Genomic DNA, 12502 nt, shown 5'->3' on the forward strand with positions numbered 1-12502 from the left:
TGACAATTCATCAGGAGCGTTCAAATGCGCCAAGACAAACTTACAACAAAACTTCAAGAAGCACTCGCCGATGCCCAGAGCCTGGCCGTTGGCAACGACAACCAATACATCGAACCCGCGCACCTGCTGCTCGCCCTGCTGAACCAGGAAGACGGCGGTGCGCGTTCGCTGCTGCAGCGCGCCGGCGTCAATGTCGGCGGGCTGGCACAAGCACTCAAGCACGCCATGGAACGCATGCCCAAGGTATCGGGCGGCGACGTCACGGTCAGCCGTGAGTTCGTCAATATGCTGAACCAGGCCGACCGCGAAACGCAGAAGCGCGGCGACCAGTTCGTCTCCAGCGAGATGGTGCTGCTGGCGATCGCAGAAGATAAGGGCGATGCCGGCAAGCTGGCGCGCGAGAATGGCTTGCAGCGCAAGGCGCTGGAAACCGCCATCGATGCGGTGCGCGGCGGCGCCAAGGTCGATTCGCAGGAAGCGGAAGGCCAGCGCGAGGCCCTGAAAAAATACACCCTCGACCTGACCGAGCGCGCCCGCATGGGCAAGCTGGATCCTGTGATCGGCCGCGACGACGAGATCCGCCGCGCCATCCAGGTGCTGCAGCGCCGTACCAAGAACAATCCGGTGCTGATCGGCGAACCAGGTGTCGGCAAGACCGCCATCGTGGAAGGACTGGCGCAGCGCATCGTCAACAACGAAGTGCCGGATTCCCTGCGCGGCAAGCGCGTGCTGTCGCTCGACATGGCGGCACTGCTGGCGGGCGCCAAATATCGCGGCGAATTCGAAGAACGCCTGAAGTCCGTGCTGAAAGAGCTGGCACAGGACGAAGGCCAGACCATTGTCTTTATCGACGAGCTGCACACCATGGTGGGCGCCGGCAAGGCCGAAGGCGCCATGGACGCCGGCAATATGCTGAAGCCTGCGCTGGCGCGCGGCGAGCTGCATTGCCTTGGCGCGACCACGCTCGACGAATACCGCAAATACATCGAGAAGGATGCCGCTCTGGAGCGCCGCTTCCAGAAAATCCTGGTCGACGAGCCAAGCGTGGAGGCGACCATCGCCATCCTGCGCGGCCTGCAGGATAAGTACGAGCTGCACCACAAGGTGGAAATCACCGACGCTGCGATCATCGCGGCGGCGGAGCTGTCGCATCGCTACATTACCGACCGTTTCCTGCCCGATAAGGCGATCGACCTGATCGACGAAGCCGCGTCCAAGATCAAGATCGAGATCGACTCCAAGCCGGAGGTGATGGATAAACTCGAACGCCGCCTGATCCAGCTCAAGATCGAGAAGGAAGCCGTCAAGCGTGAAAAGGACGAAGCATCGAAAGCGCGCCTGCAACTGCTTGACGACGAAATCGCCAAGCTGCAGCGCGAGTACAACGACTATGAGGAAGTGCTGAAGGCGGAAAAAGCCAATGTACAGGGCACCACCCACATTAAGGAAGAAATCGAACGTATCAAGCAGCAGATGGAAGAGGCAACGCGCGCTTCCAACTGGCAGCGCGTGTCCGAACTCCAGTACGGAAAGCTGCCGGAGCTGGAAGCGCAGCTCAAGCACGCCGAAGCCGCAGGTGCCGCCGAACAGGCAGGCGACAAGCCCAAGCTGCTGCGGACCCAGGTTGGCGCGGAGGAAATCGCCGAAGTGGTGTCGCGCGCGACCGGCATCCCGGTCTCGCGCATGATGCAGGGTGAACGCGACAAGCTGCTGCACATCGAAGAGAAGCTGCACGAACGCGTGGTGGGGCAGGACGAGGCGATCAGCGCTGTGGCCGATGCCATCCGCCGCTCGCGCGCCGGGCTGTCGGACCCGAATCGTCCATACGGTTCCTTCATGTTCCTCGGCCCGACCGGTGTCGGCAAGACGGAGCTGACCAAGGCGCTGGCGAACTTCCTGTTCGACTCGGAGGAATCGCTGATCCGCATCGACATGAGTGAATTCATGGAGAAGCACTCGGTGGCCCGCCTGATCGGCGCACCTCCGGGCTATGTGGGCTACGATGAAGGCGGCTACCTGACGGAAGCCGTGCGCCGTAAACCGTACAGCGTGATCCTGCTCGACGAAATCGAGAAGGCGCACCCGGACGTGTTCAACGTGCTGCTGCAAGTGCTGGACGATGGCCGCATGACGGACGGACAGGGCCGCACCGTGGACTTCAAGAATACGGTGGTGATCATGACGTCGAACCTGGGTTCGCAGAAGATCCAGTCGCTGGATGAATCCGATCCGGCGGTGGTGAAGCTGGCGGTGATGGCCGAGGTGCGCGGTCACTTCCGTCCGGAGTTCATCAACCGGATTGACGAGATCGTGGTGTTCCACGGTCTGGACGACAAGCATATCGGTTCGATCGCCCGCATCCAGTTGCAGATCCTGGAGCAGCGCCTGAAGCGCATGGACATGGGCATGGAAGTGACCGAAGCGGCGTTGCAAAAGATCGCCGAGGCGGGCTACGACCCGGTGTATGGCGCTCGTCCGCTGAAACGCGCGGTGCAGCAGCAGATTGAGAATCCGCTGTCGAAGCTGATCCTGGAAGGCCGCTTTGGCCCGAAAGACACGATCCTCATCGACGCACAGGGCAACGACCTTGTCTTCCGTAAGACTTGACCCAGTCCTGTTGGCCGGCCGCCTCGCGTTTCTGCGCGAGGCGGAGCGGCTGAAAATCGTCCTGCGCAGCGGGTTCACTTCTTCCGGCCGTCCTGAAAGTACCGCCGAACATAGCTGGCGGCTGGCATTGATGGCGCTGGTGTTTGCAGACGAGTTGCCAGGCCTGGACATCGCGCGGGTGCTGAAACTGTGCGTTGTGCACGACCTCGGCGAAGCAATCCATGGCGACGTCCCCGCGATCCATCAGCACGCCCATCCAGACAAATCGGCGCAAGAGCGCGCGGACTTGCATACTTTGACGCGCGACCTGGACCCGCCATTGCGGGCCGAAATCATCGCGTTATGGGACGAGTACGAAGCCGCCGCCACGCCAGAAGCCCAGGCCGTGAAAGCGTTGGATAAACTGGAAACCATCCTCCAGCACAATCAGGGCGCCAATCCGCCCGATTTCGATTACGCCTTCAACCTCGGATACGGCCGCAAGCACACAGCCACTGCGCCACTATTCGTCACCTTGCGGGAAATACTTGACGCAGAGACCAGGCAGCGCGGACGACCTGCTGATGATCGCGACCTCAGTTGCGAGTATTGAAAAACTCGGTGGGCGGGCAGCCGAAGGTTTTGCGGAACATGGCGGTGAATGCCGACTGGCTGGAGTAGCCGAGTGCGTCGGCCACTTGCGACAGGGGCATGCCACTTGTGATCATTGGCGCAGCATGCGCGAGGCGGGCTTGCTGGCGCCATTGGCCGAAGCTCATGCCCAGTTCTTTTTCGAACAGGCGCGCCAAGGTGCGTTCCGATGCGCCGGCTTTGCTCGCCCATTCCTCCAGCGTTTGCGTGGTGCCTGGATCCGACAGCAAAGCATCGCACAGGCTTTTCAGGCGCTTATCGCGCGGCATGGGGACGCGAATCGGGCGCGTAGCCAGGTGCGGCAGTTCGTCCAGGATCAGGCTGCAGATCAAATTCGAGCGGTGGCTTGGCGCTTCCGGATCTTCCTGTTCGAGCGCCATGACCAGTTCGCGCAGCAGCGGCGATACTTCGAGCACCTTGCATGGCTCGCCAGGAAAGGGATCATAAGAAGCGACGAAGTAGACAGGGCGTAAGCGCGCCGTCTCGATCACGCTCAGCGAGTGTTCGACATTGGCCGCCGTCCATATCGCGCGTTGCGGCGGCACGATCCAGCTACTGTCCATGGCGTTTACCCGGACCACGCCTTCCAGGGCCAGGGTCAATTGGGCGCAATCATGCGAATGGGTTTGCAGGGCGCCCTGGCAAACAAGGTCACGCGCGATCATGGTGACCGGTTGGACGTCGGTCGGCTCGCGGCGGCTTTCGTGCGGCCCGGTGTGAGTGACGATCTTGATCGGCATGGGATGGCAGTTTTGCGATAAATGATGTCATCCTAGCTCAAAACGGACGCGCGCTGTGTTACTAAAATGACTGCATGGACAATCAAACTTTACGCAATGACGCGCGCGTCATCGGCCTGGTGGGCCTGGCGCATGGCGTATCCCACTTCTACCACCTGATCCTGGCGGCGCTGTTCCCATGGCTGAAGACAGCCTTCGGCTTGAGCTATTCACAGCTTGCCTTGCTGATGACGGTGTTCTTCGTGGTATCCGGCATCGGGCAGGCGCTGGCTGGCTTCGTGGTGGACCGCGTGGGCGCGCGGCGCGTGCTGTTCTCCGGCATGGCGATGCTCGGTGTATCGGCGCTGGTGCTGTCGAATGCGCAGAACTACCTGGGCCTGGTGGCCGGCGCGCTGCTGGCCGGCATGGGTAACAGCATCTTCCATCCTGCGGACTATACGATCCTCAACCAGCGCGTCTCGCGCGAACGCCTGGCGCATGGCTTCTCGGTGCACGGCATCAGCGGCAGCATCGGCTGGGCCGCCGCTCCGCTGTTCCTGACCGGCGTCGCCAGCGCCACCGACTGGCGCACGGCCTTGCTGTCGGCGGCCGCGCTGCCGGCCACGGTGCTGGTGATCCTGTGGTGGAACCGCGAAGCGCTGCGCCCCGATCCGATCGTGCCGGTTACCGCCAGTGCGCACCAGGAAGGCTCCTTCGGCTTCCTGCGCCTGCCGTCGGTGTGGATGTGCTTCGTTTTCTTCTTCCTGACCGCACTGGCGCTGGGCGGCATCCAGAGCTTTGCCTCGACGGGCCTGATCAAGTTGTATGGCATGTCGCTGGCGATGGCGACCAGCGCGTTCACCGCCTACATGCTGGCCAGTGCGGCTGGCATGATGCTGGGCGGCTTCCTCGGCGCAGGCCGCAAGAACCATGACCGCACGATTGCCGCAGCTTTCGCCATCGCCGCAGTGCTGGCGCTGACTATTGGCCTGGTGATCGTTCCCGCCTGGGGCGCGCTGGCGTTGATGGCGCTGGTGGGATTTTTCTCCGGCATTGCCGGCCCTTCACGCGACCTGATGATCCGCGCCGCAGCGCCGAAGAACGCCACCGGCCGCGTGTACGGCGTGGTGTACTCGGGCCTGGACAGCGGCCTCGCAGTCGGCCCGCTGCTATTCGGTCTGATGATGGATGCGGGCAAACCGCAGATGGTGTTTGCCACGATCGCGTTCTTCCTGATGCTTGCAATTGCAACGGCCACCGGTGTCGGCAGCCGCACCCGCGCTGCGAGCAATGAGGTCAGGGCTTGAGGTAGGCGTAGCCTTCCTGCCATTGCAGGCGACTGACTTCGGCGATGCCGGATGGTACAACGGTGGCCTCCGGCAGTACCTTGTCCTTGCCGATGCCGCGGCCCATCAGCGTGTTATTACAGATGCGGAACTGCACCTTGCGGTCAACCAGCTCCCGCACGATGGCGTCGTAGCGGTTGCCGTCCTTATCTTTTTCGCCTTGCAGCAGAAAGTCGATGCCGCCGCCGAGCGCCACCACCACGATCTGCGCATTGGGGCTGGCGTTCAGGTGGTTACGGATATTGCGCAAGCCGAGCATGATGGTGTTGCTGTCGCTGAAGTGATAAACCACCTTTTCGACACGTGGCGCTTCGGCTTGCGCTGCGCTCGCGCCGCACAGCAGGATCAATGGGAGCAGCAGGGTACGGAAGAATTTCATTTGTCGGCCTCCTTGCCAGATTTTGAGAAGCGCATGGTAGCAGTTCCGGTACCGCGATAGAATCGGTGGCATCTCTTACCACTGAAAGCCATGCCATGAATTTTGCGACGACCGATCTTTGTGATGACAATCCCGCGCTGCTGGAGGACGGCAGCCTGCAGGTGCTGCCGCCTGTGTTCCGTCACTTCGGCAAGAAGACGAAGTTTGCCGGGCCGGCCGCGACGCTGAAGGTGCATGAAGATAATGCGCTGGTGCGTGCGACGCTGGAAACCCCGGGCGAGGGCAGGGTGCTGGTGGTTGATGGCGGCGGCAGTTTGCGCCGTGCGTTGGTCGGTGGCCAGCTTGGCCTGCTGGCGCAGAATAATGGCTGGGCCGGGGTGCTTGTCGATGGCTGCGTGCGTGATAGCGTGGAGCTGGCGGAGTGCGATGTCGGCATCATTGCGTTGGCTACGCATCCCCAGCGCAGCGCGCGTGATGGCATGGGCAAACGTGACGTGAACGTGCAGATCGCGGGTGTCGCCGTGCGTCCTGGCGATTGGATCTATGTCGATGTGGACGGAGTACTGGTGGCTAACCAGGTGCTTTCCGCAATGTGAAATCATCATTTCATGCGATGAAAAGCGCACCATTCTGGCCAATGCTGTTTCTCTCGAAATGAGAAATAGCATTGCGCATCATGGAATTTTGAATTTAACCAATTGATTTTGCTGGAATAAAAAGTGCTCATGTGTCTTATATAAGACAATGTTGCGCTGAACAATTGAGCCTAAGATATCTCTAACAGTTTTCGTTTTTAAGCTTAGGAGATTCATCATGGCTACGCGCGCCGAACAAATCGCAGCACTGCAACACGATTGGGACAACAATCCGCGCTGGGAGGGCGTTACGCGCTCTTACAGTGCGGAGGATGTGGTGCGGTTGCGCGGTTCGCTGGCTATCGAGCACACCATCGCCAAGCGCGGTGCGGAAAAACTGTGGAAGCTGGTGAACGATGAGCCCTTCGTCAATGCGCTCGGTGCGCTGACCGGCAACCAGGCGATGCAGCAGGTGAAGGCTGGCCTGAAGGCGATCTACCTGTCCGGCTGGCAGGTGGCGGGCGACGCCAACCTGGCCGGCGAGATGTATCCGGACCAGTCGCTGTATCCGGCCAATTCGGTGCCGATGGTGGTGCGCCGCATTAACAATACCTTCCAGCGCGCTGACCAGATCCAGTGGTCGGAGGGGAGGGACGATATCGATTTCTTCGCGCCTATCGTGGCCGATGCGGAAGCGGGTTTCGGCGGTGTGCTGAATGCGTTTGAGCTGATGAAGGCCATGATCGAGGCGGGCGCTTCGGGAGTGCACTTTGAGGACCAATTGGCTTCCGTGAAGAAGTGCGGCCATATGGGCGGCAAGGTGCTGGTGCCGACACGCGAGGCGATCGAAAAGCTGACCGCAGCTCGCCTGGCGGCGGACGTGATGGGCACTTCAACCCTGGTAATTGCGCGTACCGATGCAGAGGCAGCGGATCTGTTGACCTCTGATGTGGACGATAACGACAAGCCTTTCTGCACCGGCGAGCGTACGGTGGAGGGTTTCTATAAGGTTCGCAATGGTTTGGAGCAGTCGATCTCACGCGCGCTGGCGTATGCGCCTTATGCAGACCTGGTGTGGTGCGAGACCGGTAAGCCTGATTTGGCGTTTGCCAAGGCTTTCGCCGAGGCCGTGCACGCTCAGTTCCCGGGCAAAATGCTGGCGTATAACTGTTCGCCGTCGTTCAATTGGAAGAAGAACCTGGATGATGCGACCATTGCCAGGTTCCAGAAGGAACTGGGGGCGATGGGGTACAAGTTCCAGTTTATTACGCTGGCGGGCTTCCATTCGCTGAATTACGGCATGTTTAATTTGGCGCATGGATACGCGCGCCGGCAGATGTCGGCGTTTGTGGAATTGCAGGAGGCGGAGTTCGCGGCGGCGGAGCGCGGCTTTACGGCGGTGAAGCACCAGCGCGAGGTGGGTACGGGTTACTTTGATGCGGTGACCCAGGCTATCCAACAGGGGCAGTCTTCGACCACGGCACTGCATGGATCGACCGAGGACGAGCAGTTCTTTGATTCCAAGAAGGTCGCCTGAGCGCTGCGCATGAGATAATGGCAGATTGATTCAATCACCTGCCTTATTCATGTTCAGTTACCGCCACGCATTCCATGCCGGCAATCATGCCGACGTCCTCAAGCACTTTGTTCTGGTCCAGGTCCTCGAATACCTGAACCAGAAGGACGTCGCCTACACCTATATCGATACCCACGCCGGCGCTGGCGTCTATTCTTTGGACAGCGCCCAAGCCACCAAGACCGCCGAATTCGAAACCGGCATCGGTCCGCTGTGGGACCGCGACGACCTGCCGGAACCGCTGGCCGAGTACGTCAAGCTGATTAAAGATATGAACCCGAGCGGCAAGCTGCGCTTCTATCCGGGTTCGCCATATTGCGCCGAAATCGTGGCGCGCGAAGAAGATCGCTTGCGTTTGTTTGAGCTGCATCCCGCCGACGCTAAAATCCTGGCCGACAATTTCCACAAGCTGGAGCAGCACCAGGCCGCCAATGGCCGCCGTCCATCCGGTCGCGGCAAGCGCGTCATCGTCAACAGGGCCGACGGCTTCCTTGGCGTGAAAGCGCTGCTGCCGCCGCCATCGCGCCGCGGCGTCGTGCTGTGCGACCCGCCCTACGAAGACAAGCAGGACTACAAAAAGGTTAGCGACATGCTGGGCGATGCGCTGAAGCGATTTCCGACCGGTACTTACGCCGTCTGGTATCCGGTGTTGCAGCGTATCGAGGCGCGCAATTTCGCTGAGCGCCTGAAACACCTGCCAGCCAAGAGCTGGCTGAACGTGACCTTGTGCATCAGCACGCCGACTCCGGACGGTATTGCGCTGCACACCAGCGGCATGTTCCTGCTGAATCCGCCTTACACACTGGAGCCGATGCTGCGCCGGGTGATGCCTTACCTGGTGCAGGTTTTGGGCCGCGATTCCGGTGCCCAGTTCACGCTCGAGAGTGGCGAGGCGACCACAGCGAAAAAAGGTGGGACACGCACCGCATAAAAAATGTTGCCAAGACAGCACTGAAAGGTATAGTCTTGTAACCATGAGTCTTAGCAATGGGGAAACCCATGACAGCCGTGGTTGAAAGTGAAGTCCAACTCCCTATGCCTTATGCCAATCAATTTTTCTTGGCAAGGCAACCTATCCTTAATCGCAGCCAGCGGCTTGTCGCCTACGAGCTGCTCTATCGAAATGCCGAAGTCCACGAAGCCCGTGTGACCGATGGCACCCATGCCACTGCTTCCGTGATTGCCCATGCTTCCGAGCTGGGCATGGAGCAGGTGGTGGGCGACCAGCTAGCCTTCGTGAACGTCGATACGAAGGGGTTGATGAGCGATTTCATTCATTTCCTGCCGAACGATAAAGTCATCCTCGAGGTTCTGGAATCGGTGGAGCCAACGCCGGATGTGCTTCAGCGCCTGCATGAATTAAAGCAGGCCGGCTACAAGTTTGCGCTGGACGATGTGGCGGGCGAAAGCGAGGCGGTGACTGCGCTGCGGCCGTTGATGGATGTGATCAAGGTCGACATCAAGCAGATTGAGCGTGACCGCTTGCCAGCGCTGGCGCGCAACCTGCGCAATCCTAACCAGAAGCTGCTGGCCGAAAAAGTCGAGACGGTCGAAGAATTCCGCGAGTGCATGGACCTGGGCTTTGAATACTTCCAGGGCTATTATTTTGCACGGCCGGTGATCTTGAGCGGCAAAAAGATTGCGCCGTCACAGATGGCGATCATGCGCTTGCTCGATTTGCTGAACCGCGATGCGGACCAGCGGGAAGTGGAGCGCAGCGTCAAACATGACCCCCTGATTTCGCTGAACCTGCTGCGGCTGGTGAATACGCCTGCGGTGGGGGCGCGCTTCCGTATCAATTCGGTCGGCCACGCGCTGATCGTGCTGGGACGGCGGCAGTTGCAGCGTTGGCTGCAGATCCTGTTGTATGTGAAGGGCTCTGAATTTGATTCTCCGCTGCTGCAGATGGCGACCACGCGCGGCAAGACCATGGAGCTGGTGATGGGCCATGTGCGGCCATCCGAGAAAGTGGCGGCGGATATCGGCTTCACCGTGGGCATCATGTCGCTGATGGATGCGCTGTTCTCGGTCCGCATGGGTGAAATCCTCGATAGCGTGAATGTGCTGGACGAAGTGCGTGATGCGTTGCTGCACCGCGAAGGGGACTATGGCGATGTCTTGCACTTGATCGAACTGATCGAGCGTGCGCAGGAGGGGCCGGAGCTGACCAGCATCCTGCACAAGCTGGATCTGTCGCCGTCGGCGCTGTATGCCTTACAGCGCGAGGCGTTTGAGTGGGTGAATGAGTACGCCCACGGGGTTCAGTAGCTTATTGGGCCAAGAGCAGGAAGACGGTTGGCTTCTTGTGGAAGTCCGGCGCCTTGCCGGAGTCGAGCAGTCCTTTCCATTGCGTGCCCGTTCGGGTGCGAATCGTTTCCGTTGGCAGGCTGATGTCGGTGGCTACGCAAATCAGCGTGGCGCCGTTGCATGCGCTGACCAGGGCTTCCAGCATGGCGGCGTTGCGGTAGGGCGTTTCGATGAACAGCTGCGTTTGCTTTTCCTGGCGCGAGCGGGTTTCCAGTTCCTTCAGGCGCTTGGCGCGCTGGGCGGCGTCGGTCGGCAGGTAGCCGTTGAAGGCGAAGCTTTGGCCGTTCAGGCCGCTGGCCATCACGGACATCAGGATGGAGGAGGGGCCGACCAAGGGGCGCACCGGGATATCGTTGGCGTGCGCGAGGCGGACCAGGTCGGCGCCGGGGTCGGCTACTGCGGGGACGCCGGCTTCCGATAGCAGGCCGACGTCGTGGCCGGCTTTTAAAGGTTCGAGCAGGGCCTGCAGTGCTTGTGCGGGCGTGTTGATGTTCAGCTCGCTGATCGCGATTTCCTGGATGGGCTTGGCGGTGCCGACCTGTTTAAGGAAGGCGCGGGCGGTTTTGGCGTTTTCGGCGACGAAGTGGGTGAGCTGGCTGGTCAGTTGCTGCACGTGCTGGGGGATGACCTGGTCTAGTTGTTCGGTCGGGCCGAGGGTGTTGGGGATGAGGTAGAGGGTGCCGTTCATTTTGGTTTTAAACCGGTAAACCGGTGTCTGACCCGCAGGGTCAGACACCTTCATCTGATCAAAGTTTGCCGGTGCTAATTATGTTGACTGGTGAGTTGAGGGTGTCTGACCCTGCGGGTCAGACACCGGTGTACCGGTTTGGAAAAAGCTGACGCCCGCGGCCCGCAACATCCCGGTCAGGGCGATCAGCGGCAAGCCGGTGAGGGCCGTCGGATCGCTGGAATCAATCCGTTCCAGGATTGCAATCCCCAGTGCCTCATTTTTGGCGCTTCCAGCACAATCATATGGCTGCTCGATGCGCAAATAAGCATCCAGCTCCTCATCCGCCAAATCGCGGAACTTGACCACGGTCTGGATATCGTCAAGCTGGTGCGTATTGTTGCGCCCATCCCACAAGCAGAGCGCGGTGTGAAAAACGACTTCGCGGCCGCGCATTTTCTGCAGCTGGGCCAGCGCATTGGCATGATTGCCAGGTTTGCCAATCTGCTCATCGTCCAGCGTGGCAACTTGGTCGGAGCCAATCACCAGCGCACCCGGGTGGCGGGCAGCAACGGCAGCAGCCTTTTCGCGGGCCAAACGCAAGGCGGTGGCGGAAGGGGTTTCGCCCGGCATCGGGCTTTCATCAATATCCGGCACGTCGACCGAAAACGGCAATTGAAGCCGCGACAATAGTTCCCGGCGATACGCCGAGCTCGAAGCGAGAATAATCTTGGTTGTTTTCATCAGGGAAATGTTATATGCTCTCTGCGCCGTCGAAAAAGAGCGAAAAGTCTCGCAAGTCTTTGACGCGGCGTGGAAAATCCTGTTATTATCGCAGGTTTTCGAGGGAAATTTTAGCCAATGAATGCTTTTGAGATCGACGCTTTTGAATTTTGTCGGACCAACAGCAGCAAGGAAGGGGTAACTCCCGTCGCTGAAATGACCCGGCTTAGCAAGGAATGCGCTAACAATTCCGGTGAGCTTACCTGGAAGGTTGAAGGCGGTTCCAGCAAACAGGGTTACCCGCAGATGCGCCTGACCGTTGCCGGCAAAGTGCAACTGGTGTGCCAGCGCTGCCTGACTCCGTTTGAATACGAAATCGATTCGTCCACTTCCCTGCTGCTCGGCAAAGACGACGCTGATGCGGATGAGATCGAAGAAATCATTGATGATGAAAGCATCGACGTCATCGTCGGTGCGCGTTCCATGAATCTCATGGACCTGGTGGAAGACGAGGCCCTGCTGGCTTTGCCGCAGTCGCCGAAGCACGAGGTGTGTCCTGATGCCTCGCTGGTCGACTCTGCGAAGAGTGAGAAGCCATCGCCGTTTGCGAGCCTCAAGGGGCTCAAGGCAAACTAAGGCAAATTAAACGAATTAAACAATTTGTAGTAGCAAAGAACGTGTCAAAACGCGTGCAGTAATCGAGTTTGGCATGGCAGTAGAAAGCTCGATTCGCATGTTTTTGCGCATCGGATGTGTTAAAATCTTAGAACTTTAGTATTAGGAGTCATCATGGCTGTTCAACAGAACAAGAAATCCCCGTCGAAGCGCGGCATGCACCGTTCGCACGATTTTCTGGTAGCACCGAACCTGGCCGTTGAGCCAGTCACCGGTGAAACCCACCTGCGTCACCACATTTCGCCTAACGGCTTCTATCGTGGTCGCAAAGTGCTGAAGACCAAGAACGACGAGTAAT

Annotated in this window: 13 protein-coding genes; 9 read left to right on the plus strand and 4 right to left on the minus strand. The window is 59.7% G+C overall.

What is annotated here, in order from left to right; translation table 11 throughout:
- Positions 1 to 24: 24 nt before the first annotated feature.
- Together clpB and AC1RTP_RS03995 are read left to right on the plus strand one after the other, a co-directional pair.
- Positions 25 to 2607, plus strand: a complete 2583-nt coding sequence (gene clpB, locus AC1RTP_RS03990) for an ATP-dependent chaperone ClpB (protein ID WP_498604952.1) — start codon at positions 25 to 27, stop codon at positions 2605 to 2607.
- Positions 2588 to 3199, plus strand: coding sequence for an HD domain-containing protein (locus AC1RTP_RS03995; protein ID WP_498604953.1), 612 nt, complete (start codon positions 2588 to 2590; stop codon positions 3197 to 3199). The genes clpB and AC1RTP_RS03995 overlap by 20 nt, the downstream gene beginning before the upstream one ends.
- Here AC1RTP_RS03995 and AC1RTP_RS04000 read toward each other — a convergent pair.
- Positions 3183 to 3977: a helix-turn-helix domain-containing protein gene (locus AC1RTP_RS04000; RefSeq protein WP_498604955.1), complete on the minus strand. Its 795-nt coding sequence runs from the start codon at positions 3975 to 3977 to the stop codon at positions 3183 to 3185. The genes AC1RTP_RS03995 and AC1RTP_RS04000 overlap by 17 nt on opposite strands.
- Before the next feature lie 74 nt (positions 3978 to 4051).
- On the opposite strand from AC1RTP_RS04000, the gene AC1RTP_RS04005 reads away from it, so the two are divergent.
- Positions 4052 to 5263 carry an MFS transporter gene (locus AC1RTP_RS04005; RefSeq protein WP_498604957.1) on the plus strand — a complete coding sequence of 404 codons (1212 nt, stop codon included), beginning with the start codon at positions 4052 to 4054 and terminating at the stop codon, positions 5261 to 5263.
- Here the strand turns inward: AC1RTP_RS04005 and AC1RTP_RS04010 are convergent.
- A complete protein-coding gene (locus AC1RTP_RS04010) occupies positions 5253 to 5681 on the minus strand; it encodes a DsrE family protein (RefSeq protein WP_498604959.1) in 429 nt (142 codons plus the stop codon). The genes AC1RTP_RS04005 and AC1RTP_RS04010 overlap by 11 nt on opposite strands.
- Positions 5682 to 5776: 95 nt before the next feature.
- Here AC1RTP_RS04010 and rraA point away from each other — a divergent pair, with 95 nt between their 5' ends.
- The 4 genes from rraA (at position 5777) to AC1RTP_RS04030 (ending at position 10100) form a co-directional block, all read left to right on the plus strand.
- Positions 5777 to 6277, plus strand: coding sequence for a ribonuclease E activity regulator RraA (gene rraA, locus AC1RTP_RS04015; RefSeq protein ID WP_498604961.1), 501 nt, complete (start codon positions 5777 to 5779; stop codon positions 6275 to 6277).
- 217 nt (positions 6278 to 6494) lie between these two features.
- Entirely contained in the window at positions 6495 to 7793 is a 1299-nt protein-coding gene (gene aceA / locus AC1RTP_RS04020; RefSeq protein ID WP_498604962.1) for an isocitrate lyase, read from the plus strand.
- A gap of 49 nt (positions 7794 to 7842) precedes the next feature.
- Entirely contained in the window at positions 7843 to 8763 is a 921-nt protein-coding gene (locus tag AC1RTP_RS04025) for a 23S rRNA (adenine(2030)-N(6))-methyltransferase RlmJ (RefSeq protein WP_498604963.1), read from the plus strand.
- 68 nt (positions 8764 to 8831) lie between these two features.
- Positions 8832 to 10100 (plus strand): EAL and HDOD domain-containing protein, encoded by a 1269-nt coding sequence (locus tag AC1RTP_RS04030; protein WP_498604965.1) that lies wholly within the window; start codon positions 8832 to 8834, stop codon positions 10098 to 10100.
- A gap of 1 nt (position 10101) precedes the next feature.
- On the opposite strand, the gene AC1RTP_RS04035 is transcribed toward AC1RTP_RS04030, so the two are convergent.
- The gene (locus AC1RTP_RS04035) at positions 10102 to 10827 is read right to left on the minus strand and encodes an SAM-dependent methyltransferase (RefSeq protein WP_498604967.1); all 726 of its coding nucleotides are present in this window, start codon (positions 10825 to 10827) and stop codon (positions 10102 to 10104) included.
- A gap of 78 nt (positions 10828 to 10905) precedes the next feature.
- The gene (locus AC1RTP_RS04040; RefSeq protein WP_498604969.1) at positions 10906 to 11550 is read right to left on the minus strand and encodes a Maf-like protein; all 645 of its coding nucleotides are present in this window, start codon (positions 11548 to 11550) and stop codon (positions 10906 to 10908) included.
- Positions 11551 to 11667: 117 nt separating this feature from the next.
- Here AC1RTP_RS04040 and AC1RTP_RS04045 point away from each other — a divergent pair, with 117 nt between their 5' ends.
- Both AC1RTP_RS04045 and rpmF read left to right on the plus strand, forming a co-directional pair.
- Positions 11668 to 12165, plus strand: a complete 498-nt coding sequence (locus tag AC1RTP_RS04045; protein ID WP_498604971.1) for a YceD family protein — start codon at positions 11668 to 11670, stop codon at positions 12163 to 12165.
- Between the two features lie 153 nt (positions 12166 to 12318).
- Positions 12319 to 12501 carry a 50S ribosomal protein L32 gene (gene rpmF / locus AC1RTP_RS04050; RefSeq protein ID WP_055936259.1) on the plus strand — a complete coding sequence of 61 codons (183 nt, stop codon included), beginning with the start codon at positions 12319 to 12321 and terminating at the stop codon, positions 12499 to 12501.
- Position 12502 lies beyond the last annotated feature (1 nt).

It is taken from the genome of Pseudoduganella sp. GW821-FHT11H04, assembly GCF_058807935.1.

Bases quoted from the DNA above. Each gene is read 5' to 3' on its own strand.
- AC1RTP_RS04005 (WP_498604957.1), top strand. From the start codon at position 4,052: ATGGACAATCAAACTTTACGCAATGACGCGCGCGTCATCGGCCTGGTG.
- AC1RTP_RS04010 (WP_498604959.1), bottom strand. From the start codon at position 5,681: ATGAAATTCTTCCGTACCCTGCTGCTCCCATTGATCCTGCTGTGCGGC.
- rpmF (WP_055936259.1), top strand. From the start codon at position 12,319: ATGGCTGTTCAACAGAACAAGAAATCCCCGTCGAAGCGCGGCATGCAC.
- AC1RTP_RS04040 (WP_498604969.1), bottom strand. From the start codon at position 11,550: ATGAAAACAACCAAGATTATTCTCGCTTCGAGCTCGGCGTATCGCCGG.
- AC1RTP_RS04025 (WP_498604963.1), top strand. From the start codon at position 7,843: ATGTTCAGTTACCGCCACGCATTCCATGCCGGCAATCATGCCGACGTC.
- AC1RTP_RS04000 (WP_498604955.1), bottom strand. From the start codon at position 3,977: ATGCCGATCAAGATCGTCACTCACACCGGGCCGCACGAAAGCCGCCGC.
- AC1RTP_RS04035 (WP_498604967.1), bottom strand. From the start codon at position 10,827: ATGAACGGCACCCTCTACCTCATCCCCAACACCCTCGGCCCGACCGAA.
- AC1RTP_RS04045 (WP_498604971.1), top strand. From the start codon at position 11,668: ATGAATGCTTTTGAGATCGACGCTTTTGAATTTTGTCGGACCAACAGC.
- aceA (WP_498604962.1), top strand. From the start codon at position 6,495: ATGGCTACGCGCGCCGAACAAATCGCAGCACTGCAACACGATTGGGAC.
- clpB (WP_498604952.1), top strand. From the start codon at position 25: ATGCGCCAAGACAAACTTACAACAAAACTTCAAGAAGCACTCGCCGAT.
- AC1RTP_RS04030 (WP_498604965.1), top strand. From the start codon at position 8,832: ATGACAGCCGTGGTTGAAAGTGAAGTCCAACTCCCTATGCCTTATGCC.
- rraA (WP_498604961.1), top strand. From the start codon at position 5,777: ATGAATTTTGCGACGACCGATCTTTGTGATGACAATCCCGCGCTGCTG.